The organism is Arsenicicoccus sp. oral taxon 190, from assembly GCF_001189535.1.
GTDB lineage: Bacteria > Actinomycetota > Actinomycetes > Actinomycetales > Dermatophilaceae > Arsenicicoccus.
Genome location: NZ_CP012070.1, coordinates 21,024 through 42,503 on the forward strand (window position 1 = coordinate 21,024; position 21,480 = coordinate 42,503).

Below are 21,480 nucleotides of genomic sequence, written 5' to 3' on the forward strand. Positions count from 1 at the left end.
GCAGTCTGCCTCAGCGGTGGCCCGCGCGCAGGGCGATCAGCAGCTCCAGCCGGGTCTGGGCGTCGTCGAGGCCGTCGCCGAAGGCCTCCCGCAGCTGCCCGAGGCGGTATCCCACGGTCTGCGGGTGCACCGACAGCGCGTCCGCCACCGGCTGCCGCTGCCCCCAGTGCAGCAGCCAGTGGTAGAGCGTCTCGGCCAGCCGCTCGCGGGTCGCCGCGCCGAAGCGGTCCAGCGGCGCCAGCCGCCGCCGCGCCAGGTCCTCGACGATGGCGGGCTCGGCGGACAGCGCGACGTCGAGCAGGTGGTCGGAGACGAAGATCGGGTCCGGGCGGGTGGCACCGCGGGCCTCGGCCTGGGCGGCCCGCGCCATGGTCAGCTGGGTCAGCCGCAGCGACTCGGGCACCTCGGCCACCGGGCGCGGGGGCCCGACGACGGCGCGGCGACCCTGCAGGGCGCGCTCGAGCTCCCGCCGCGGCCGGTCGCCGGCCGGGGCGGGCACGAGCGCCACGACGTCCTGGGCGCGCTCCACGACGAGGGCGGAGCGGCCGAGCGCGAGGCGCAGCCCGTCGGCGCCGGAGCGCGGCAGCACCACGGCGGCGATCAGGGCGGGCACGTGCCAGCCGGCCGCCGCGGCCGCAGCCTGCAGCCCGGTGGGCTCGGCGCGCCCCCGCAGCAGCAGCCCGGCCAGCTCGGTGCGGCGGCGCTCGAGCTCGCCGACCTGCTCGTTCTGCTCGTCGGCGTACCCCTGCACCGAGGCCGCCGACAGCTCGTCGATGTAGGCGAAGATCGACTCGCCGAGCGGCACCAGGACCTCCGCCGGGACGTCCGCGTCGACCGCGATGCGCGACGCGCACCGGAAGGTCACCCGCGCCCCCGAGCGGTAGGCGGCCAGCAACGCGCCGAGCTGTCGCCCCGAGCGGTACTCCCCCCGCCCCAGCCCGGCGTAGACCCGCCGGGACTCCAGGGTCAGGGCCGGGTATGCCGAGCCCGGCAGGTCCAGGAAGCGGTTGAGCGCCACCGCCACCCCGTGCTGCAGGCCCTCCCCGAAGCGTCCCTCCATGGGCCTGGCATACTCCGGGACGTCGCGCGGCACCATGGTGATGATCTCGGTCACCATCTCCTCGACGTGGGGGCGCAGCAGAGCCGCGACTTCAGCGGGCAAGGACAACCAGGGCGGCGCCTCGCCCAGCGGGCTTGTCGTCATACCGACCGATATTATCGTCCCGTGCTAGATCACGAGACGATATCGGTCGCCGGACCACGAGCCGTGAGCCGGTCCGGCGAGAGATCATGGATCATGCCGTCATTGCGTCCGCTCGATCGCCTCACCCGGGCGCTGCGGCCCGTGCTCTCACCCCTGGCGCAGCCCCTCACGACACCGCTGCGACCCGCCGACTTCCTGTCGCTGGTCGACCCCCTGGCGTCGCCCCGGCAGCTGCGCGGCGTGGTCACCAGCGTGGTCCCCGAGACCGACGACACCACCACCATCCACTTCCGCCCCGGCCGCGGGTGGGACAGCCACATGGCGGGCCAGTGGGCCCGGGTCGGCGTGGAGATCGACGGGGTCCGGCACTGGCGGTCCTACTCGCTGTCGAGCGCCGCCGGCGAGGACCCGGCGATCACCGTCCACGCCGAGGGCCTGGTGTCCAACGCGCTGGTCCGCGACACCCACGTGGGCGACGTGCTGCACCTCGACGTCCCCCAGGGCGACTTCGTGCTCCCCGAGCACCCGCGGCCGCTGCTGATGCTCACCGCCGGCAGCGGGCTGACCCCGGTGATGTCGATGGTCCGCACCCTGGTGGGCCACCGTGACGACGCCGACGTGGTGCTGGTGCACTCCTCGCGCACCCGCGCCGACGCGCTCTTCGCCGACGAGCTGGCCGACCTGGCCGAGCGGCACCCGGGCCTGCGGGTCGTGCACTGGCACACCGGCGAGCGCGGGCGCATCGACCTCACCAGCACCCGCGACCTCGATGAGGTATGCCCCGACTGGCGCTCGCGCGCGGCCTACGCGTGCGGGCCCGCGGACCTCCTCGACGCCGCCGAGCGGCTGTGGCACGACGCCGATGCCGCGCACCACCTCACGATCGAGCGCTTCGCCCCCGTCGTGCTCGAGGGCCAGGGCGGCGAGGGCGGTGTCGTGACCTTCCTGCGCTCCGACAAAGAGGTCGAGGTCGACGGCGACACCACCCTGCTCGACGCCGCCGAGCAGGCCGGCGTCATGATGCCCAGCGGCTGCCGCATGGGTATCTGCCACACGTGCCTCACACCGCTGAGGGCCGGCAAGGTGCGCGACCTGCGCACCGGCGAGGTCCACGGCGAGGAGGGCGAGACCATCCAGACCTGTGTCTCCGCACCTGCGGGACCGTGCCATCTCGAGATCTGAGGTAACCCCTGTGACCGCACTCGCCGAGCGAGCCTCCGTCGCCACCCGCACCCCCGGGCTGGCCAGCACCGGCGCCCCCGTGCAGCGCCCCGAGCACGCCCGCCACCTGACGGACGAGCAGGTCGCCGAGCTCGGCCGCGAGCTCGACGCGCTGCGCGCCGAGGTCGTGGCTGGCCGCGGCGCCGCCGACGCCGCCTACATCCGCCGCGTCATCCGGGTGCAGCGCTCGCTGGAGCTGGCCGGACGCGCCACCCTGGTCCTCGCCGGCAAGCGCAAGGCCGCCTGGGTCGCCGGGGTCGGGCTCATGTCCGTCGCCAAGATCTTGGAGAACATGGAGATCGGGCACAACGTCATCCACGGCCAGTGGGACTGGATGCGCGACCCGGACATCCACTCCTCCACCTGGGAGTGGGACTTCGTGGCGCCGGCGTCGGGGTGGAAGCACACCCACAACGACCTGCACCACACCTGGACCAACGTCATCGGCAAGGACTCCGACGTCGGCTACAACCTGCTGCGGGTCAGCAAGGACCAGCCGTGGAAGCCCGTCAACCTCGGCAACCCGCTCTACAACATGGTCCTCGCGCCCTTCTTCGAGTGGGGCATCGCGTTCTACGACCTGGAGCTGCAGGACGTGCAGACGGGCAAGAAGTCCCGCGAGGCGCTCAACCGCGACCTGCGCGCCCTCGGGGTCAAGGCCGCCAAGCAGGCCGGCAAGGACTACGTCGCCACGCCGCTGCTGGCCCAGGCGGTGTCGCGGTCGGGGACGGCGACGCTGGCCGGGACCTTCGCGGCCAACTGCATCCGCAACCTGTGGGCGCACACCGTCATCTTCTGCGGCCACTTCCCCGACGGGGTGGAGTTCTTCAGCGAGGAGATGATCGAGGGCGAGACCCGCGGCGACTGGTACATCCGCCAGATGATCGGGTCCTGCAACATCTCCGGCAGCAAGCTCATGCACCTCATGACGGGCAACCTGTCGCACCAGATCGAGCACCACCTCTACCCCGACCTGCCGAGCAACCGGTATGCCGAGATCGCGGTCCGCGTGCGCGAGATCTGCGACCGCTACGGCCTGCCCTACGTCACCGGCCCGCTGCACAAGCAGATCGCCCAGACCTGGCGCACGGTCTTCCGGCTGGCTCTGCCCTGACCGACCGACTGACCGACCGCCCGAGCCGCCGACCGGTCTAGAGGAGGTGGCGGTTCATGGCCCAGGCGGTCAGCTCGTGGCGGCTCGACAGCTGGAGCTTGCGCAGCACGCTCGACACGTGCGTCTCGACGGTCTTGACGGAGATGAAGAGCTCCTTGGCGACCTCCTTGTACTGGTAGCCGCGGGCGATCAGCCGCATCACCTCGCGCTCGCGCGCGGACAGGCGGTCGAGCTCTTCGTCCACCTCGGCGATCTCGCCCGCCGCGGCGCCGAACGCGTCGAGCACGAAGCCCGCCAGCCGCGGGCTGAAGACCGCGTCCCCGTCCGCGACCCGCCGTATGGCGGTCACCAGGTCCGACCCGCTGATGGTCTTGGTGACGTAGCCGCGGGCCCCGGCGCGGATCACCGAGATGACGTCCTCCGCGGCGTCGCTGACCGACAGCGCCAGGAACCGCACCGGCGCCCCCGCCTCGGTGGTGCACCCGGCGCACCCCAGGATGACGTCGGTGCCCCCGCGGCCGTCCCCGCCGGGGAGGTGCACGTCGAGCAGCACCACGTCGGGGCGTTCGGCCTTGATGACGGCGACGGCCGACTCGACGTCGCCGGCCTCCCCCACCACCGGCAGCGACGCGTCGAGCTCGGTGCGCACGCCCGCGCGGAACATGCGGTGGTCGTCGACGAGGACGAGGCGGATCGGGGTCGTGGGGGGCAGCATCAGGGCTCCTCGGTCGTGGGTCGTGGTGGGAGGGTGAGCGCGACCTCGGTGCCGTCGTCGAGGCGGCGGATGCGGGCGCTGCCGCCGTGGCGGTCCATCCGGTCGATCACGGATCGCCGCACCCCGAGCCGGTCGGGCGGCACCTGGTCGAGGTCGAAGCCCGGACCGTGGTCGCGCACGAACGCCTCCACCCCGGACGGTCCGGCCTCGACGTAGGCCGACACGGGTGCGGCGCCGTGCCGGACGGCGTTGTTGAGCGCCTCGCCGAGGGCGCGGACCAGCGCGGACACGTCGTCGTCAAGGTCGACGTCGCCGGTGACGACGAGCTCGATCGGGACGCCGTGGCGGTCCTCGACCTCGTGGGCGACGGCGGCCGCGGCGGCGGCGAGGGTGGTGGGGGCGCTCTGGCCGCCGCCATACAGCCAGGACCGGAGTTCCCGCTCCTGGGCGCGGGCCAGCCGTTGCACGGCGGTGGGGTCGTCGGCGGTGCGCTGGATCAGGGCGAGCGTCTGCAGCACCGAGTCGTGCAGGTGGGCGGCCATGTCGGCGCGCTCGGTGGCGCGCACGCGCTCGGCCTGCTCCTCCTTGAGGCCCTCCCAGAGCCGGATGCCCCAGGGCGCGAGGATCACGAGCAGCCCGGCCAGGACCGCGACGGCCGACAGGGCCGCGTCGCCGAGACCTCCAAGGCCCTGGGCGCGGGTGGCGAGGACGACGACGCCGGCGACGGTGAGCACGACCCCCGTCATCACGCGGGCCAGGCCGGCCCGGGAGTCCGCGGCCGACTGCTGCAGGAACCGGTCCCGCTCGCTGCGGTCGAGCTGCGCCCACACGACGATCGCGCCGCTGGCCATGAGCCCGAGCGGGAGGGTGAGGCCGAGGCGCAGGTCGACGCCGGCGCGCGTCAGCAGGATCGCGCCGCCGAGCACCGCCAGCCCCAGCCCGAGCAGCAGGTTGACCACGGCCTCGTCGTGGAGCAGCCGGCTGCGCGAGAGGATGCGCCGGCGGGGGGCCGCGGTAGCGCCGCCCGTCGCCCCGGTGACGCCGGTGGGTGCGGTGCGGGCCGGGCCGTCCGGGCCGAGGCGCTGCGGCGTAAGGGCCCACACGGCCAGGTAGGCGAGGACGCCCAGCCCCATGCCGAAGACCGTCAGCAGCACCATCGCCACGCGCACCAGCGCGGGCCGCAGCCGCAGGTGCTCGGCCAGCCCCGCGCACACCCCCGCGACCCAGCCGTCGTCGACGGGGCGCAGCAGTCGCGGCGGCGCGTCGGTCGACGCGACGCTGCCGGTCTGCTCGTAGGGCGCGGGCATGCTCCCATCCTGACCCATGCGGCACCCGCGCACGAGCACCCGGGCGGGGGTTCAGGGGCGCCCTCAGGGTGCTGTCAGGGCCGACCCTCATGGCCCCGGCCCGCGGCCCGGACCACAGTGTCCGTATGACGCAGCAACCGCCCCCTCCCCGCGACAGCCTGGACCGGTTCTTCCAGCGGGTGCGAGACACCGGCATCCGCCGGCGGCTCTCCGACCGCTGGGTCGCCGGGGTGTGCGGCGGGGTCGCCGACAAGATCGGCGTGGACCCCGTCGTGGTGCGGGTCGTGTGGGGGCTGCTGCTGGTGCTGGGGGGATTCGGGTTCCCGGCCTACTTCCTGGCGTTCTCGCTGATGGCCGACACCAAGGGCGAGATCCCGCTGGAGAAGGCCGTCCGGCACGGCGACGGCGACTCCGTGGTGCTGCTGGTGTTCACGGGGATCGTGCTGGTCGGGGGGCTCGGCGACGGGTGGGGCATCGGCCACGACGGTCGCCTGGGCGTCGGCACGGTGGCGCTGTGGCTCGTCGTCGTGGCGGCCGGTCTCGTCTGGTGGAGCCGGTCCGGCGGCGGCTGCACGGGGCACGGCCGTCGTGGTCGCCGCGCCGGCCAGGGCACGTCGGACCAGGGACCCACCGAGCCCAGCCCGACCGACCCGCGCCCGACCCTCCCGCCCACCGTGGGTGCGCCCGACGCCACCCCCACCCCCGCCGTCCCTGCCGACGCCAGCCCCGACCGCACCGCTGCGGCCACCTGGACTCCGGCCGCCCCGGACAGCCCCGCCACCGCGACCGGGCCGGCTCTCGCGTCGAGCACCCCGTCGTCGCAGGCGTCGAGCACCCCGTCGCCGCCGGCATCGATGACCCCGTCGACCACGGGCGCGGCATACGTGCCGGTGCGGCGGCGTCGCCCGACCCTCGGCTGGCCGGGGACCGCGGCCACGCTGGGGCTGGCCGTGGCGGGAGCCGGTGCCGTCATCGCCGCCTCCAGCACCGGTCGCCTGCACGTCGGCAGCCCGTATGTCGTCGCCGCCGCCGTCGCCCTGGCGCTGTGCTCGATGCTGCTGGTGGTGATCGGGTTGGCCGGGCGCCGTGGGGGATTCACGGTGCCGGTGGTCGTCGCGCTCGCCATCACCACGGTCGGCATCAGCGGCCAGCTGCCCCTCGACGGCCCCCGCACCGGGCCGTGGTCGGTGAGCATGGGCGCGGGGAGCCGGAGCTGGACGCCCACGTCGCTGCCCCCGGGATCCAGCTATCAGGTGGGCGCCGGCGACGGGACCCTCGACCTCACGCAGGTGGGCGCGGCCTCGTTCGACGGTCGGGAGGTCGGCGTCCAGGTGGGGATGGGCGACATGACCGTGCGGGTCCCGCAGGGCACCACCGTGGAGGTGCGCAGCCACGTCGGCCTCGGCGACGTCGAGGTGCGACGCGCCGACGGCACCACCCAGTCGGTGGGGGACGGCACCACGACCATCGGCACCGGGACCCCGGCGCTGGTGCTGCGGGCCCAGGTCGGGCTCGGCCAGCTGACGATCGAGGAGGTCGCGCGATGAGCAGCTCGAGGTTCTACCCGATGGACCCGGAGGAGGCGCGGCGGTTGGCCGAGCTCGAGGCCGCTGCCCAGCCGCACGGACCCTATGCGCCGGCGATCGTGGTGGGCCTGCTGGGCCTGCTCGTCGCGGTGACCGTCCTGCTGCGTCAGCTCGACGTCCTGACCATCGACCTGGTCGCGTGGGGTCCCTGGGTGGTCGTGGGGGTCGGGATCGTGCTGCTGCTGGTGGGCGCGGTGGGGATCGGCCGGCGCGGGCGCTGAGCCGGCTGAGCCCGGCTCAGGGCCGGCTGAGTTCGGCTCAGACCCGGCTCAGCGCCGCTCCGGCGCCAGCCACGACGGCAGGTCCCGCCAGGCCGGAGCGAGCGGGAGCCCGGCCACCTGCTCGTGGGGCACCCAGGCCGCCGACTCGGTGGTCCCGTCGGCGTCGTGCACGACCACCGGCACCGGGCGCGGGGCGTCGGCCCGGTAGACGAGCCGCACCGCCTGGAAGTCCTCCAGCACTCCCTTGGGGGACCGGCCGATCCAGTGGTGGCTGAGCACCGCCGCCAGCCGGGGCCGCGTGATGTCCTGCCCGGTCTCCTCCCACACCTCGCGGACGACGGCGGCGGCGGGGTCCTCGCCGGGTTCGACACCGCCGCCGGGCAGCCCCCAGGTGCCGGCTGCGTTGGTGCGGGCCGAGTTGACGGTCAGCAGCACCCCTGCGTCGCCGGTGACCACGGCGTAGGCGGCGATCCGGGTCCGCACCAGCGGCGGCTGCTGCGGGTCCAGCTCGATCCCCTCGTCCACCGGGACGGGGTGACGGGGCAGCGGCGCCGGACCGCCCTCACGAGGGTCCACGGCGTAGGAGAGCACCACGGCGTGGGCGTCACCGATGGACCGCTCGGCCGACATGGCCCGCAGCGGCTCCCACCCGTGAGCGCGCAGCAGGTCTGCCGGGTCGACGCCGTGCGGCAGGTCCAGGGCCACGCAGCGTCGCCCGTCCCGGTCGTAGCCGTCGACCTGCACCGGGGAGTCCAGGACGCGCCCGTTGCGCACGATCCGGCCGTAGTCGTCCTGCTCGAGCCTGCCCGGCTCCATCTGCGTCATCCTGCGTTCGTCCCCTCCCGGGTCGTCCCCGCCCGGGTCGTCCCCGCCCGGATCGCCTGCGCCCGGCGCAGCTCGGTCTCGGCCAGGCGCACCACCTGCGTCCAGGACTGGGCCGGTGGGGTCGCCACGTTGTGGGCTCGGATCCGTTGCTGCTCCGCCGGATCCGACACCAGGGTAACCAGGTGTGCACCCAGCTCGCGATCACCCGCCGCGAGCAGCCCCGAGACCCCGTGCTCGACGAACTCTTCCACCCCGCTGCCCCGCATGCCCACCACCGGCAGCCCCGCGGCGCGCGCCTCCAGCGCCGCGATGCCGAAGGCCTCCAGCCGCACCGGTGACACGTATCCCACCGCCCCCCGGTAGGACTCGAGCAGCTCGTCGCGAGTCACCCTGCCGCGCAACCGGACCCGGTGCGTCAGCCGGGCGTCGCGCAGGTAGGTCTGCATCAGCCGGCGCTGCGGCCCGTCCCCGAAGACGTCGAGCCGCCAGTCGATCTCGGGCCCGACCTGGTCCTCGACCCGCCGCAGCACCCGCAGCAGGGGCACCGGGCGTTTGCGCCGCGCCAGCCGCATCGCGGTCACCAGCGTCGCCAGACCCTGCACATCGGGAACCGGCTGCGCCGGAAACTCCTGCGCCGAAACCTGCTGTGCCACAACGACATCCACCGACGGGCGCCACCGGTCCACGTCGATCCCGTTGGGCAGCACGGCGACCCGGGCCCGAGGGGCGAGGCGTTGGAGCGGGCGGGCCGCCATACGGCTCACGGCCGACAGAGCCGCGCCCTGCTCGGCCCAGCGACCCACCCGGCCGCTGACCCGCAGGACCTGCTCCATGACGTCCAGCACGCAGTGCCAGGTGATCGCCGTGGGGATCCCGGCCGCGAGCGCCACGTCGGCCGCGTCGCTCGCGAACGGGCTCACCACCCCCATGTGCACGTGCGCCACGTCGAAGCCGCCCGCCAGCAGCCGTCGCCGCAGCTCCGGCGGGGCCCACGGGTTGACCGGGAGGTCGCCGGGCAGTCGCAGCGCCAGGTGGTGCACCGGGACGCCGTCCACCAGCTCGACGGCGCCGTGCCGCTCCCCCGACCGCCCGGGCGTGGCCGTGAACACCTCGACCTCGTGGCCCGCCCGCCGCAGCCACCCCGCCAGGTCGTGGACCTGCACCTCGATCCCTCCGAGGCGCGGCAGATAGCAGTCCGACAGCAGGGCCACCTTCACGACATCCACCCTGCCATGCGCAAGGATGGAGCCGATGTCACACACACTGCTCGCGTTCCACGCCCACCCCGACGACGAGGCCCTGCTCACCTCCGGGACGCTCGCGCGCGCCGCCGCCGAGGGCCACCGGGTCATCGTGGTCACCGCCACCGACGGTGACCTCGGCCTCACCTCCAGCGCGTATGCCGGCTCCGCCACCCAGTCCCTCGGCGAGCGGCGCCTCGGTGAGCTGATGCGCTCGTGCCGCGCCCTCGGCGTGGCGCGGGTCGAGTGGCTGGGCTACGCCGACAGCGGGTCCGGCGCGGAGCTCTACCCCGACCCGGAGGGCATGACGCGGTTCGTGCGGGCCGACGTGGACGAGGCCGCCGAGCGGCTGGCGCGGATCCTGCGCGAGGAGTCGGTGGACGTGCTGCTGACCTACGACCGCCACGGCGGCTACGGCCACCGCGACCACGTGCAGGTGCACCGCGTCGGGGCGCGCGCCGCCGAGCTGGCCGGGACGCCGCGGGTGCTGCAGGCCACGGTGCCGCGGGACCTCATCTGCCGGGCCTTGGACCTCGTGTCGCTGGTCTACCGCTTCCCACCCGACTTCGACCGGGCATCCTTCGACCACCACTTCTCCGCCGCGTCCGAGATCACCCACCGCGTCGACGTGCGCCGGCACATCGCGGCCAAGCGCGCCTCGATGCGGGCGCACGCCTCGCAGGCCGCCACCGACGACGGCGACCGCACCCTGGCGGCCTTCCTGCGGATCCCCCGCCCGCTCTACGACCTGGTCTTCCAGCGCGAGTGGTTCGTGGACGCCTCCCGACCCCCGGGGTCACCGATGGCCCGGGACGTCTTCGACGGGCTGGGCTGACCGTGGCGTCGGGGGGCGCCACCGAGGGGCCGACCCAGCGCCGACCACCGCCGTGGCGCACCCTGCTCCAGGCCGTCGTCGGGATCGGCCTCGCGGCCGCGCTGCTGGTGTGGGGGCTGCCCCACTTCGCCGAGACCACCTGGTCCGCGTTGTGGGCACAGCTGCGGCTGCTGTCGTGGGCCGACACCCTCGGGCTGCTCGCGCTCATGCTCACGGCGCTGTGGTGCTACACCTTCACGCTGACCGGGTCGCTGCCCGGGCTCAGCCACCCGCAGGCGCTCATGGTCAACGTCGCGGGCTCGGCGGCGGGCAACCTGCTGCCGGGCGGCGGCGCGATGGGGGCGGCTGCGACATATGGCATGTATCGCTCCTGGGGCTTCACCGCCCGCGACATCTCCACCTCCCTGATCGTCAGCGGCGTCTGGAACGTCCTCGGCCGTATGGCGCTGCCCGTGCTCGGCATCTCCGTCCTGCTGCTCGCCGGCGAGCCCATGCCCCCCGGGGTGGCGCGCGGGGCGGGAGTCGGCGCGCTCGTCGGGCTCGGGCTGCTGGCGTGGTTCGTCGCGACGATCGCGTCCGAGCGCGTCGCCACGACCACCGGGCGGTCGCTGGACCGCGTGATCGGGCCGCTGGTGCGCCGGATCCGACGCAGCCCCGGGCAGGGCGTCGACGCGCTGGTCGCCGACCTGCGCGCCCGCATCGGCCACGTCGTCGAGACCGGCTGGGTGTCCATGACCTTCGGGATGATCGGGTTCTTCGGGTTCCAGTACGCCCTCTTCGTGCTGTGCCTGCGGGCCACCGGCGTGCACCTGTCGCTGGCGCACTTCTTCGCGGCGTTCGCCATCGGGCGGCTGCTGACCGCCGTCGGCGTGACACCCGGTGGGGTGGGTGTCACCGAGGCCGGGACCGCGATCGCGCTCGTCGGGTTCGGCGCCGCGCACGCGCCGGCGGCCGCGGGGATCGTGCTCTTCACCATCTACACCCACCTGCTCGAGCTGCCGCTCGGCGCCCTGGGTGGCCTGGTGTGGTGGCTCACCAAGGGCCGGTATGCCGGTCGCCGCCCCGCCACCTCCTGACCCGCGGCACCTGCCTTCGGGCCCCGCCATGCCGACCACAACCACACCCCCGGGACACGTCGTGGTCGCCCCGGCCCGCCATACCGACCACAACCACACCCCCGGGACACGTCGTGGTCGCCCAGTCCGCTCCCCCTGCCCCTCTACCGTCGGCGGTCGGCGGCGAGCAGGCGGCGGACCTGACGGGTGCGGGCGTGATCGGCATACGCGTCGTCGATCTCGACGGGCTCGAAGGGCCGACCGGTCGCCCGCTCCGCCGCCCACCCGACCAGCGCGTCCGCGAGGGTGGGGTTCGCGGGCAGGATCGGGCCGTGCAGGTAGGTGCCGATGACGTGGTGCGTGCGGGCGCCCTCGGTGCCGTCGGTGCCGTTGTTGCCGCGTCCCGCCAGGACCCGCCCGAAGGGCTGCTGCGCGGGCCCGAGCACCGTTGCGCCGGAGTGGTTCTCGAATCCGACGACCTCGCCCCACTCCGTGTCCAGGACGATGCCGCCGATCATGCGGGTCGGGTTGCCGGTCGTGGTGACGTCGAGGATGCCGAGGCCGGGGAGCCGCTGGCCCTCGACGGTGATGAAGGCGTTGCCGAAGAGCTGGTACATCCCGCAGATCGCGAGCATCGGGCAGCCGTCGGCGGCCAGCTCGACGAGGCGGTCGCCGACGCGCGCTAGGTCGTCCTCGACCCGGGCCTGCCCGGAGTCCTGGCCGCCGCCGCCGACGACGAGGTGCGGCTCGTCGGGCAGCCGATCGCCGGGGGCGTGCCCGACCACCTCGACGTCGTAGCCGTGCCACCGCAGCCGCGACGCGAGCGCGCGGGTGTTGCCGAGGTCGCCGTAGATGCTCATCTCGCGGGGGTAGAGGTGGACGAGGGTGACGGTGCCCTTGCTCCTGCGGTCGCCGGCCCCGCTCGCGATGTCGCTCATCAGGCCTTCGCCTCCTCGCCGAAGTCGGGCAGGTCGTAGCGCTGGGCGAGCACGCGCCGCAGCGCCATCATCGCCGTGTAGGTGCAGAAGATCCGCTTGGGCTCGTCGGGGTGCTCGGCCAGGAAGAGGTCCAGCGCCGCCTCGAGCTCGGGCTCCACCGCCGCCACCGCGACGTCGTCGTAGCGCAGCCGCAGCGCCATGTCGTAGGCCCGCACCCCGCTCGTGACCGCGACGCCGAGATCGCGGAGGGACTCGAAGCTCACGTCATACAGCCAGGAGACGTCCTGCCCGTCGGCGTAGTTGTCGTTGATCGCGATCATCGACGCGACGGGGGTCGTGCCGTAGGTCCCGAGCGCGACGGTGAACCCGGCCGGGTTCTTGACGAGCACCAGCTCGAGCGCCTGCCCGTCCACCTCGACGACCTCGCCGCGCCCGAAGGGCGGCGTCACCTGCCGCAGCGCCTCAGCCGCGGTCGTATGCCGGAACTCCGCCCCGAGCAGCAGCCGCACGAGCGAGGTCGCCGCGGTCGCGTTGATCATCGCGGCGAGCCCTCGCTGGCGCAGCGTCACCGGCCCGACGTCGTGGCCGTCGCCGAAGCGGATCCAGAAGGCGTGGTCGTCGACCGGCTCGAGGAGGCCGTCGGTCGGGCCCGGGTCGGGCACCTGGTCCGCCTCGGCGAACCGGACGTCCGCCTCCTGCAGCTCGGGCAGCCGGTCGGCGATGACGGGCGCGACGCCGAACCACCGCACCTCCACGCCGGCGAGGACGTGCTCGTCCACGCGGGAGATGAAGGAGTCGTCGCGGTTGAGCACGACGCCGCGGGTGGTCTGCTCCGCGAGGCGGGTGAGGAGCTTGGCGGTGTAGTCGATCTCGGCGAACCGGTCCAGCTGGTCCCGCGCGACGTTGAGCAGCATCGCGTAGGTCGGGCGCACGACCTCGGCGAACTTCAGGGCGTGCGCCTCGTCGAGCTCGAGCACGGCGATGTCGGCGTCGACGCGGCCGGTCAGCGGCAGCTCGGCGAGCATCGAGGAGATCACGCCGCGGGTGAAGTTGGACCCGGTGGGGTTGGTCAGGACGCGCAGGCCGTGGGCCCGCAGCAGCGCCACCACCATCTTGGTGGTGGTCGTCTTGCCGTTGGTGCCGCTGATGACGACGATGCCCCGCGGCAGGCCACCGAGGGTCGACCGTAGGAAGCTGGGGTCGATGCGCTCCGCCACCAGCCCCGGGAGCGCCGAGCCGCCGCTGCCACCGCCCCGCAGCCGCGAGGCCCTCCGAGCGAGCTTGCCTGCCGCGATCGCGGCCGTCGTCCTCAACACGCCCGTCACCCTACCGTCGGGCCCCCGGCCCAGGCCGTATGCCGACCCGCCCGGCGGACCGGGCACCCCGCCACAAACTGATCACCTGGGCGTCATCCTCACGACACGTGGCGGTCCCGAACGCACCGTCACGCGGGGTTACGGTCGTGATCTCCCAGCGACGACGCCGTCGCCCCCGCACCGCCCACAGGAGCCCCCCATCATGCGCGTCCACCTGCGCGCCGTCACCCGCCTGAGCGCCGTCGCGCTGCTCGCGGGCGCCGGCCTCACCGTCCCCGTCGCGGCGCAGGCCGTCGACCAGGCCAGCCCCGTCGTGATCTCCGAGGTCTTCGGCGGAGGCGGCAACACCGGCGCCCCCTACCGCAACGACTTCGTCGAGCTCTACAACTCCTCGGACCAGCCCGTCAGCCTCGACGGCTGGTCGGTGCAGTACGCCTCCGCCACCGGCACGTCCTGGCAGCGCACGGCCCTGACCGGCACCATCGCCCCGCACAGCACCTACGTGGTCGCCGAGGCCGCGGGCGCCAACACCGCCGCCGCTGCCCTGCCGCGCACGGACGTGCAGGGCACCATCGCGATGTCGGGCACGGCCGGCCGGATCGCCCTCGTCAGCACCGCCGCTGCCCTGACCTGCGGCGCCGACTGCGACGCGGCCCCCGGCGTGGTCGACTACGTCGGGTGGGGCACCGCGACCGACTACGTCGTGGCCGCCGCCCCCGCCACCACCAACGCGACGTCGATCTCACGCACCCTGCCCACGCCGACGAGCGGGTGGGACAACAGCAAGGACTACACGGCGGCAGCCCCGACCCCCGCGGAGGTCACCGTCGGCACCGGCCCCACCGACCCGACGCCCACCCCCGGCAGCACGACCATCCAGGACATCCAGGGTCCCGGCTTCCTCTCCCCGCTCAAGGGCCAGGCCGTCACCAACGTCCCGGGCATCGTCACGGCGGTCCGCGCCACCGGCCGCACCAAGGGCTTCTGGATCCAGCAGCCGGCCAAGGACCCGGCCAAGGCCAACGCCTCCACCGGCGTGTTCGTCTTCACCGCGTCCTCCCCGATCACGGTCAAGGTCGGCGACTCGGTCCTGGTCAGCGGCCAGGTCAGCGACTACTACCCGTTGTCCAGCGGCGAGACGGTCGCCACCACCGCCAACCTGTCGATGACCGAGATCACCAAGACGGTGGTCAACGTCCTCTCCAGCGGCAACGCCCTCCCCCAGGCCCTGACGCTGCCGGCGGACCTGCCCGACACCTACGCCCCGAAGCCCCCGAGCGGCAACGTCGAGGACCTCGTGCTCGACCCGCACCGCTCCGCCATCGAGTGGTACGAGTCCCACGAGGGCGAGCTGGTCACCGTCGCCGACGCCCGCGTCGTCGGCCCCGGCAAGCAGCAGTACGGCGAGATCTACGTGCAGACCAAGCCCGACGAGCTGCGCACCCCGCGCGGCGGCACCTACATCGCCGACTACGACGGCACCCCGACCGGCCGCATGCTCGTCATGCCCGTCGACGGGCAGGTCCCGGCGGCCAACGTGGGCGACGTCCTGCAGGGCGCCACCACCGGCCCCGTCGACTGGAGCACGTATGGCGGCTACACCATCGCCGCCACCCAGCTCGGGGGCAGGGTGGACAACCAGCTGCCGCGCACCGTGGTCGCTGCGGCCGCCGACGACCAGCTCACCGTGGCCACCTATAACGTCGAGAACCTCGCCCCCGCCGACCCACGGAGCAAGTTCGACGCGCTCGCCGCCGGCGTCGTCACCACCCTGCGCTCCCCCGACGTGCTGACCGTCGAGGAGATCCAGGACAACAGCGGCGCGACCAACGACGGCACGGTCGACTCCACGCAGACCTCCGACAAGCTGCTGGCGGCGATCCGGGCCGCGGGCGGTCCGGCATACCAGGCTGCCTGGATCAACCCCGAGGACGGCAAGGACGGCGGCCAGCCCGGCGGCAACATCCGGGTCGCGTTCTTCTACAACCCGCAGCGGGTCACCTTCGTGCAGCGGCAGGGCGGCACGGCGACGACCGCGACGACGGTCACCAAGGACACCACCCCCGGCCTCGTCGACACCCCGGCCCTGTCGGCCAGCCCGGGCCGCGTCGACCCGACCAACCCGGCCTGGGCCTCCAGCCGCAAGCCGCTCGCCGGGGAGTTCGTCTTCCGTGGCCGCAAGATGATCGTGGTGGCCAACCACTTCAACTCCAAGGGTGGCGACGACACCGCCGACGGCCGCTTCCAGCCGCCCAACCGCGCCTCCGAGGTGCAGCGCACCCAGCAGGCGCAGTCGCTGCGCGCTTTCGTCGAGCAGGTCAAGGCCGTCGACCCGCAGGCCAACGTCGTGCTCGGCGGCGACTTCAACGACTACCAGTTCTCGGCGCCGATGAAGGCGCTCACCGGGGACGGGAGCGTCGTCTACGACACCATGTGGTCGCTGCCGGAGAACGAGCGCTACTCCTACGTCTTCAACGGCATCAGCCAGACGCTGGACCACATCATGGTGTCGCCCAACCTCAAGGCCGCCACGCAGCTGCAGGTCGCGCACATCAACAGCGAGTTCGCGGTGCAGAGCTCCGACCACGACCCGCAGGTCGCGCGGATCCGGCCGGCGCTGCACCTCTACGCCCCCGGCAGCGTCACCGCGGACAACACCGTCCGCAAGCCGGGCCAGAAGGTCGAGCTCACCCTCGCCGGCTGGACGCCCGGCGACGTCGTCACGGTCGCGTGGGACGGCAAGCCCGTGGCCACGGTGACGATCGCGGCGGACGGCACCGGCTTCTACAAGCTGACGGTCCCGTCGACGGCGCCTGCGGGTCCGCACACGATCTCGCTGGCGGGCCGTCAGACCACCGCGACCAGCACCACCCTGACCGTCCGGCGCAAGTAGCCGGGCCCACGCACGCGAGCGGCCGGGAGCCACGGGGCTCCCGGCCGCTCGCGTCAGCGCAGGTACTTCTCGACCGCCCGGGACGTCGCGCCGACAAGCACGCCCACGAGGGCCCCGACGGTCAGCAGCGAGCCGATGCCCAGCAGGATCCCGAGCGGGGTCGCGATCACGCCGACGCCCCACGACACCAGCAGCACCCCCATCACCATGACGGCCGACAGCCCCGAGAGCACCAGCAGCGTCAGGCCGTATGGCGCGCTGGCCACCCGCCGCTCGCGCTCCCGCTGCCAGCCGAGCCCCCGCACCTGGCGGCGAAACTCGCGCAGCGCCCGCCGCAGCCGGGGCCGCCCGGCGAGGACGGCCGCCACCCCGACGCCGAGGCCGGCCCACATCGCCACGACCGCGAGCGCCGCGATGACGTCGCCGGGGCGGTTCATCCGCACCACGACGACGCCGAGGGAGACCCACGCGGCCCACAGCGCCGCGGCGAAGGTCACCCAGAACCTCATCGTCATCGGCGTGACCAGCACGATGGCGATGGCGATCGAGGCGGCGGCGACGGCGTGCCCGCTGGGCGCGGAGTTGAGCGGCCCCAGGTCGCCGACGCCGTAGTCGGGGCGGGGCACGAGGAGCACGCGGGTGAGGTAGGCGGTCGCGTTGGCGCCCACCACCACCACCAGGGCCGCGGCGGCGAGGTCGAGCCGGCGGCGGATCAGCGCGAGGACGGCGCACACGGCGAAGGCGACGCCGAGCATCCGCACCTCGACGGGCCCGAGCACGGTCCCGAGGTGCTGGTAGCGGAAGGTGTCGGTGATGGCGATCGAGGCGAAGGCCTTCTGGTCCAGCCGCTGGCCCCACGGGGTGAGGACGTTCCACACCATGGCGAGCAGCAGGACGGCGAAGCCCGTGACGGCCAGCGCCAGGGACCAGCGGCGGGCGTGACCGTGGAGCTCGGCGAGCACGGCGGCCGGGGCGGGCGAGGTCTCGGTCGTCGACATGGGTCCAGTTTGCCCCAGTCCGGTCCGGGCCGGGCCCACGGACCACCCGCCGCGGCGCTGCGCAGGTGCGCTCGGTGCCGGCCTGGCGGGCGCCCGCGCCCGACCTATAACACGGTTTTTGGCATGTCAAAGGGGGACCTGCCGCTGGGTGGCCCCGCCCCGCTCACTACAGTGGATCCCATGCCCGCCCCCACCTCGCCTGCCCCCCGGAGCGTCCCGGCTCGCTCGATCGTCATCGGCGGCGGGGTCACCGGCCTGCTCGCCGCCCGCCGGCTCGCCCAGGCCGGCTCCCGCGTCACCGTGCTGGAGTCCGCCGACCGGCTCGGCGGCCAGATCCTCACCGTCGACTTCGCCGGGCGCCGCTGCGAGCTCGGCGCCGAGGCCGTCCACCTCGCCGCCCCCGCCGTCGTGGAGCTGGTGCGCGAGCTCGGCCTCGAGGACACCATGGTCCGCTCCAACCCCGGCGCGACCTGGCTGGCCACGCCCCGCGGGCTGCGACGGCTGCCGCAGGGCGTCGGACCCAGCGGGCCCACGCAGCTCATGCCGGTGGTGCGCTCCGGCATCGTCTCGGTGCCCGGCCTCGCCCGCGCCGCCCTCGAACCCCTCGTCGCGCGGCGCCACGCCGTCCCCGGCGACGTGTCCGTCGGCAGGTTCGTGCGGGACCGCTTCGGCGACGAGATCGCGGAAGCCTTCGTCGACCCGATGCTCGGCGGACTGCACTCCGGGGACATCGACCGGCTGTCGCTGCGGTCGGCCTCGCCCCAGCTGGCCGCCGTCGCGTCCTCCGGCCGCTCCCTCACGCTGTCCGTGCGCGCCCGCCGCAGCGGCCCCAGCGTCGCGCCGTCGATGTTCGCGACGTGGCCGGGCGGCCTGGCCACCCTCACCGACCAGCTGCTGACCGGGACCGAGGTGCAGGTCCGGACGTCGGCGAGCGCCAGCTCCGTCATACGGACCGACGAGGGGGCGTATGCCGTCACCCTCGCCGACGGCTCCACCCTCGTCGCCGACGCCGTGGTGCTCGCCGTCAACGCCGCCGTCGCGGCCAGGCTGCTCGCCGGGGCCTCCCCCGAGGCGGGCGACGCGCTGGGGCAGGTGCGCTCCGCGACGCTCGCGTCCGTGCTCGTGGCCTTCCCCCGCGCCGAGGCCGAGCGTTGCCCGGCGATCCGCACGGGCACCGGCATCATGATCCCGAGCCGGCTCGGGCTGCGGCTCAAGGCGGCGACCTTCGTGTCCTCCAAGTGGCCCCAGCTCGCCGGCGGCGACACCACCCTGGTGCGGCTGTCCGCCGGCCGGGACGGCTCGACCCTCGTGGCCGACCACGACGACGAGCAGCTCGTCGCGATGCTGCTCGCGGACCTCGCCGCGCTGACCGGGCTGCAGGCCGCACCCGTCGCGACCCGGGTGCACCGCTGGCCCCGCACCGCGCCGCAGCTGGAGGTGGGCCACGCCGACCGCATCGGCGCCGCCCGCCGCGCGCTGGGCCGGGACCTGCCGGGGGTCGTCGTCGCGGGGGCCTCCCACGACGGCGCCGGCATCAGCGGCTGCGTCACCTCGGCGACCCGGGCGGTCGCCTCGATCCTCCCAGGAGCGACCGCATGACCACCACCGTCCCCGACGCCGCCAAGGCCGTCCGCCACCAGCGGCACGACGTCGCCGACAAGCCCTTCATCACGATCTGGGAGGTCACCCGCGCCTGCCAGCTGGCCTGCCTGCACTGCCGGGCCGACGCCATCACCCGCCGAGACCCGCTCGAGCTCAGCCTCGACGAGGGCAAGGCGCTGCTCGACCAGATCGCGTCGTTCCCCAAGCCCTATCCCCTCGTGGTCCTCACCGGCGGCGACCCCTTCGAGCGGCCCGACCTGGGCGAGCTGACGGCATACGGCAGCTCCCTCGGGCTCTCGATGGCGCTGTCCCCGTCCGCGACCCCCAACCTCACCACCGAGCGACTGGGCGAGCTGCGCGACGCCGGGGGCAAGGCCGTCTCACTGTCCCTGGACGGCGCGCAGGCGCCGACGCACGACGCGTTCCGCGGCTTCGAGGGCACCTTCGACCGCACCCTGGACGCGGCCCGCCTGGCCACCGACGCCGGCTTCCGGCTGCAGATCAACTCCACCGTGACCCGGTCCACCGTGCTGGAGCTGCCGCGGCTGCTCACCACCGTGCTCGACCTCGGCGCCAAGCTGTGGAGCGTGTTCTTCCTCGTCCCCACCGGCCGCGGCCAGCAGCTGCAGACGCTGTCGCCCGACGAGGTGGAGGACGTGCTGCACTGGCTCGTGGACGTGTCCCGCTTCATCGCCATCAAGACCACCGAGGCACCGCACTACCGGCGGGTGGTGCTGCAGCGCCTCGACGCCGCCCGCGCCGGACGCACCCCCGAGCACGGGCCGCTGCACGCGGAGCTCACCGCCATGACCCGCGAGCTCCTCGGCGACCGGGAGGTCCACGAACGCCCCGCCCGCCCCCCGATCGACGTCAACTCCGGGCGCGGCTTCGTCTTCATCGACCACCAGGGCTGGGTCTACCCCTCCGGCTTCCTCCCCCACCGGGCGGGCAACGTGCGCGACACCCCGCTGCCCGAGATCTACCGGGAGTCCCCGATCATGCGGGCGCTGCGCACCCCCGAGCAGTTCGTCGGCAAGTGCGGGGTGTGCGAGTTCCGCGAGGTGTGCGGCGGATCCCGCTCCCACGCGTATGCCGTCACCGGGGACCCGCTCGCCTCCGACCCCACCTGCAGCTATGTGCCTGCCGCCGCGCTGGGCTCTGCCGCGGCGCAGGGCGGCGTGGCCGCCAGTGCTGCCGCCCAGATGCGCGCCCACGCGCACTGACGGTCCGGACAAGGTCACCCGCTCCGCCGTGATGCCGCCGACCGAGGGAACGCGCCCGGTCGACACGCTGCGCGTTGACCTGACTACCCCGTGCGGTCGGTGACAATGGGCGACATGCCTGCCCACGCAGCCGCCCCGCGGCCCGGTCGCTCTCGCAGCGCGCTGCGACGCGCGCTGGCTGCGGCGTTGCCGGGGGCAGTGGTGGTGCCGGCGGTCCTGGCCGCCGCCGCGTGCGGGTCCAGCACCACGTCGGTCGCCGCCTCGACGGTGACCGTGACGGCGCCCGCGGTGACCCATACCGTCGCGGCCGCGGCGGGCCCGTCCGGCGTGTCGGGCGCCGGAGCGACCAGCGGCCGCCCCCCGGTCACCAGGACGACGACCGCGGCGGCGCCGTCCCCGAGCGTCACGCCCAGCGCCACCCCCAGCCCCACGCCGACGGTCACCCGGGAGACCTTCGACGCCGTCGCGCGGGACTACGTGGCCGGCCGCAAGGGCCTGGTCGGGGTCGTCGCGACGGACCTCGCCACCGGCCACACCGTCCAGCACAACCCGGGGCAGCGGTGCGAGACGGCGTCGCTGGTCAAGCTGGACGTCCTGCTGACCCTGCTGCTGCAGCGTCAGGACGAGGGCCGGGAGCTGAGCTCGTCCGACGAGGAGCTGGCGCGCTCGATGATCACCTACAGCGACAACAAGGCCACCACCACCCTGTGGGGACGCATCGGCGGGGACGACGGCCTGCGCGAGGCCAACGAGAGGTTCGGGATGACCGAGACCGAGCCGGGCACCAGCTACCGCTGGGGGCTCACCACGACCACCGCCGCGGACCAGGTGCGGCTGGTGCGCAACCTCGTCACCGACGGGCCGCTGCACGAGCCCGCCCGCCGGTTTGCCCTCGAGCTGCTCAGCCAGGTCTCCGACGACCAGGACTGGGGCATCTCCGCGGCCTCCCCCCACGACGAGGCCGAGCTCAAGAACGGCTGGCTCCCCCTCCCCGACGGGTGGGTCGTGACGTCGGCGGGCCGGGTGCAGGCGGCCAACGGCCACGAGCTGCTCATGTCCGTGATCACCTGCGACGGGAGCAGCGAGCAGGGCAGCATCGAGACCATCGAGCACCTGTCGGCGCTGGCCGCCGCCGCCCTCGCCGGGTAGCGCCCCTGCCGGTCTGCGTGAGCGTCAGCGGCCCGGG

The 21,480-nt window shown here is 74.2% G+C and carries 18 protein-coding genes; 10 read left to right on the top strand and 8 right to left on the bottom strand.

All coding sequences use genetic code 11. From position 1 onward, the window contains the following. Nucleotides 1-10 precede the first annotated feature (10 nt). Nucleotides 11-1,162 carry a PucR family transcriptional regulator gene (locus ADJ73_RS00090; protein ID WP_253272619.1) on the bottom strand — a complete coding sequence of 384 codons (1,152 nt, stop codon included), beginning with the start codon at nucleotides 1,160-1,162 and terminating at the stop codon, nucleotides 11-13. A 135-nt stretch (nucleotides 1,163-1,297) separates the two neighbouring features. Here ADJ73_RS00090 and ADJ73_RS00095 point away from each other — a divergent pair, with 135 nt between their 5' ends. Together ADJ73_RS00095 and ADJ73_RS00100 are read left to right on the top strand one after the other, a co-directional pair. Continuing rightward, nucleotides 1,298-2,386 (top strand): ferredoxin reductase, encoded by a 1,089-nt coding sequence (locus ADJ73_RS00095; protein ID WP_050346559.1) that lies wholly within the window; start codon nucleotides 1,298-1,300, stop codon nucleotides 2,384-2,386. A 10-nt stretch (nucleotides 2,387-2,396) separates the two neighbouring features. Next, nucleotides 2,397-3,539: a fatty acid desaturase family protein gene (locus ADJ73_RS00100; RefSeq protein WP_050346560.1), complete on the top strand. Its 1,143-nt coding sequence runs from the start codon at nucleotides 2,397-2,399 to the stop codon at nucleotides 3,537-3,539. Between the two features lie 37 nt (nucleotides 3,540-3,576). On the opposite strand, the gene ADJ73_RS00105 is transcribed toward ADJ73_RS00100, so the two are convergent. Both ADJ73_RS00105 and ADJ73_RS00110 read right to left on the bottom strand, forming a co-directional pair. Next, the gene (locus tag ADJ73_RS00105; protein ID WP_050346561.1) at nucleotides 3,577-4,254 is read right to left on the bottom strand and encodes a LuxR C-terminal-related transcriptional regulator; all 678 of its coding nucleotides are present in this window, start codon (nucleotides 4,252-4,254) and stop codon (nucleotides 3,577-3,579) included. Continuing rightward, complete coding sequence (locus ADJ73_RS00110) at nucleotides 4,254-5,561, bottom strand: ATP-binding protein (RefSeq protein WP_050346562.1); 1,308 nt, start codon at nucleotides 5,559-5,561, stop codon at nucleotides 4,254-4,256. Before ADJ73_RS00110 ends, ADJ73_RS00105 begins: the two co-directional genes overlap by 1 nt. 125 nt (nucleotides 5,562-5,686) lie before the next feature. On the opposite strand from ADJ73_RS00110, the gene ADJ73_RS00115 reads away from it, so the two are divergent. Together ADJ73_RS00115 and ADJ73_RS00120 are read left to right on the top strand one after the other, a co-directional pair. Then, on the top strand, nucleotides 5,687-7,108 hold the full coding sequence (locus ADJ73_RS00115; protein ID WP_050346563.1) for a PspC domain-containing protein: 1,422 nt from the start codon (nucleotides 5,687-5,689) through the stop codon (nucleotides 7,106-7,108). Beyond that, entirely contained in the window at nucleotides 7,105-7,368 is a 264-nt protein-coding gene (locus ADJ73_RS00120; protein WP_050346564.1) for a hypothetical protein, read from the top strand. Before ADJ73_RS00115 ends, ADJ73_RS00120 begins: the two co-directional genes overlap by 4 nt. A 48-nt stretch (nucleotides 7,369-7,416) precedes the next feature. On the opposite strand, the gene ADJ73_RS00125 is transcribed toward ADJ73_RS00120, so the two are convergent. Together ADJ73_RS00125 and ADJ73_RS00130 are read right to left on the bottom strand one after the other, a co-directional pair. After that, the gene (locus ADJ73_RS00125; protein ID WP_050346565.1) at nucleotides 7,417-8,184 is read right to left on the bottom strand and encodes an NUDIX hydrolase; all 768 of its coding nucleotides are present in this window, start codon (nucleotides 8,182-8,184) and stop codon (nucleotides 7,417-7,419) included. 5 nt (nucleotides 8,185-8,189) lie between these two features. After that, a complete protein-coding gene (locus ADJ73_RS00130; RefSeq protein ID WP_050346566.1) occupies nucleotides 8,190-9,410 on the bottom strand; it encodes a glycosyltransferase family 4 protein in 1,221 nt (406 codons plus the stop codon). A 34-nt stretch (nucleotides 9,411-9,444) separates the two neighbouring features. Between ADJ73_RS00130 and ADJ73_RS00135 the strand changes: the two genes are divergently transcribed. Both ADJ73_RS00135 and ADJ73_RS00140 read left to right on the top strand, forming a co-directional pair. Beyond that, nucleotides 9,445-10,269, top strand: a complete 825-nt coding sequence (locus tag ADJ73_RS00135; protein ID WP_082176627.1) for a PIG-L deacetylase family protein — start codon at nucleotides 9,445-9,447, stop codon at nucleotides 10,267-10,269. A gap of 2 nt (nucleotides 10,270-10,271) precedes the next feature. Continuing rightward, nucleotides 10,272-11,345 (top strand): lysylphosphatidylglycerol synthase domain-containing protein, encoded by a 1,074-nt coding sequence (locus ADJ73_RS00140; protein WP_050346568.1) that lies wholly within the window; start codon nucleotides 10,272-10,274, stop codon nucleotides 11,343-11,345. A gap of 143 nt (nucleotides 11,346-11,488) precedes the next feature. Here ADJ73_RS00140 and ADJ73_RS00145 read toward each other — a convergent pair whose 3' ends face one another. Both ADJ73_RS00145 and ADJ73_RS00150 read right to left on the bottom strand, forming a co-directional pair. Next, nucleotides 11,489-12,262: a type 1 glutamine amidotransferase gene (locus ADJ73_RS00145; protein ID WP_050346569.1), complete on the bottom strand. Its 774-nt coding sequence runs from the start codon at nucleotides 12,260-12,262 to the stop codon at nucleotides 11,489-11,491. Beyond that, nucleotides 12,262-13,578 carry a Mur ligase family protein gene (locus ADJ73_RS00150; RefSeq protein ID WP_050346570.1) on the bottom strand — a complete coding sequence of 439 codons (1,317 nt, stop codon included), beginning with the start codon at nucleotides 13,576-13,578 and terminating at the stop codon, nucleotides 12,262-12,264. Before ADJ73_RS00150 ends, ADJ73_RS00145 begins: the two co-directional genes overlap by 1 nt. A 202-nt stretch (nucleotides 13,579-13,780) precedes the next feature. On the opposite strand from ADJ73_RS00150, the gene ADJ73_RS00155 reads away from it, so the two are divergent. Further along, a complete protein-coding gene (locus tag ADJ73_RS00155) occupies nucleotides 13,781-16,471 on the top strand; it encodes a lamin tail domain-containing protein (RefSeq protein ID WP_082176628.1) in 2,691 nt (896 codons plus the stop codon). A gap of 53 nt (nucleotides 16,472-16,524) precedes the next feature. Here ADJ73_RS00155 and ADJ73_RS00160 read toward each other — a convergent pair whose 3' ends face one another. Further along, nucleotides 16,525-17,469: a phosphatase PAP2 family protein gene (locus ADJ73_RS00160; protein WP_050346571.1), complete on the bottom strand. Its 945-nt coding sequence runs from the start codon at nucleotides 17,467-17,469 to the stop codon at nucleotides 16,525-16,527. 180 nt (nucleotides 17,470-17,649) lie between these two features. Between ADJ73_RS00160 and hemG the strand changes: the two genes are divergently transcribed. The 3 genes from hemG (at nucleotide 17,650) to ADJ73_RS16360 (ending at nucleotide 21,443) form a co-directional block, all read left to right on the top strand. Continuing rightward, nucleotides 17,650-19,068 carry a protoporphyrinogen oxidase gene (hemG, locus tag ADJ73_RS00165; RefSeq protein WP_050346572.1) on the top strand — a complete coding sequence of 473 codons (1,419 nt, stop codon included), beginning with the start codon at nucleotides 17,650-17,652 and terminating at the stop codon, nucleotides 19,066-19,068. Next, on the top strand, nucleotides 19,065-20,294 hold the full coding sequence (locus ADJ73_RS00170; RefSeq protein ID WP_050346573.1) for a TIGR04053 family radical SAM/SPASM domain-containing protein: 1,230 nt from the start codon (nucleotides 19,065-19,067) through the stop codon (nucleotides 20,292-20,294). Before hemG ends, ADJ73_RS00170 begins: the two co-directional genes overlap by 4 nt. Before the next feature lie 114 nt (nucleotides 20,295-20,408). Continuing rightward, nucleotides 20,409-21,443 carry a serine hydrolase gene (locus ADJ73_RS16360; RefSeq protein ID WP_156188041.1) on the top strand — a complete coding sequence of 345 codons (1,035 nt, stop codon included), beginning with the start codon at nucleotides 20,409-20,411 and terminating at the stop codon, nucleotides 21,441-21,443. The last annotated feature ends 37 nt before the right edge of the window (nucleotides 21,444-21,480 follow it).

Excerpts from the sequence above, each read along its gene's own strand:
- ADJ73_RS00155 (WP_082176628.1), top strand. The coding sequence starts at position 13,781 with ATGCGCGTCCACCTGCGCGCCGTCACCCGCCTGAGCGCCGTCGCGCTG.
- ADJ73_RS00115 (WP_050346563.1), top strand. The coding sequence starts at position 5,687 with ATGACGCAGCAACCGCCCCCTCCCCGCGACAGCCTGGACCGGTTCTTC.
- ADJ73_RS00135 (WP_082176627.1), top strand. The coding sequence starts at position 9,445 with ATGTCACACACACTGCTCGCGTTCCACGCCCACCCCGACGACGAGGCC.
- ADJ73_RS00105 (WP_050346561.1), bottom strand. The coding sequence starts at position 4,254 with ATGCTGCCCCCCACGACCCCGATCCGCCTCGTCCTCGTCGACGACCAC.
- ADJ73_RS00125 (WP_050346565.1), bottom strand. The coding sequence starts at position 8,184 with ATGGAGCCGGGCAGGCTCGAGCAGGACGACTACGGCCGGATCGTGCGC.
- ADJ73_RS16360 (WP_156188041.1), top strand. The coding sequence starts at position 20,409 with ATGCCTGCCCACGCAGCCGCCCCGCGGCCCGGTCGCTCTCGCAGCGCG.
- ADJ73_RS00110 (WP_050346562.1), bottom strand. The coding sequence starts at position 5,561 with ATGCCCGCGCCCTACGAGCAGACCGGCAGCGTCGCGTCGACCGACGCG.
- ADJ73_RS00160 (WP_050346571.1), bottom strand. The coding sequence starts at position 17,469 with ATGTCGACGACCGAGACCTCGCCCGCCCCGGCCGCCGTGCTCGCCGAG.
- ADJ73_RS00145 (WP_050346569.1), bottom strand. The coding sequence starts at position 12,262 with ATGAGCGACATCGCGAGCGGGGCCGGCGACCGCAGGAGCAAGGGCACC.
- ADJ73_RS00170 (WP_050346573.1), top strand. The coding sequence starts at position 19,065 with ATGACCACCACCGTCCCCGACGCCGCCAAGGCCGTCCGCCACCAGCGG.
- ADJ73_RS00120 (WP_050346564.1), top strand. The coding sequence starts at position 7,105 with ATGAGCAGCTCGAGGTTCTACCCGATGGACCCGGAGGAGGCGCGGCGG.
- hemG (WP_050346572.1), top strand. The coding sequence starts at position 17,650 with ATGCCCGCCCCCACCTCGCCTGCCCCCCGGAGCGTCCCGGCTCGCTCG.
- ADJ73_RS00095 (WP_050346559.1), top strand. The coding sequence starts at position 1,298 with ATGCCGTCATTGCGTCCGCTCGATCGCCTCACCCGGGCGCTGCGGCCC.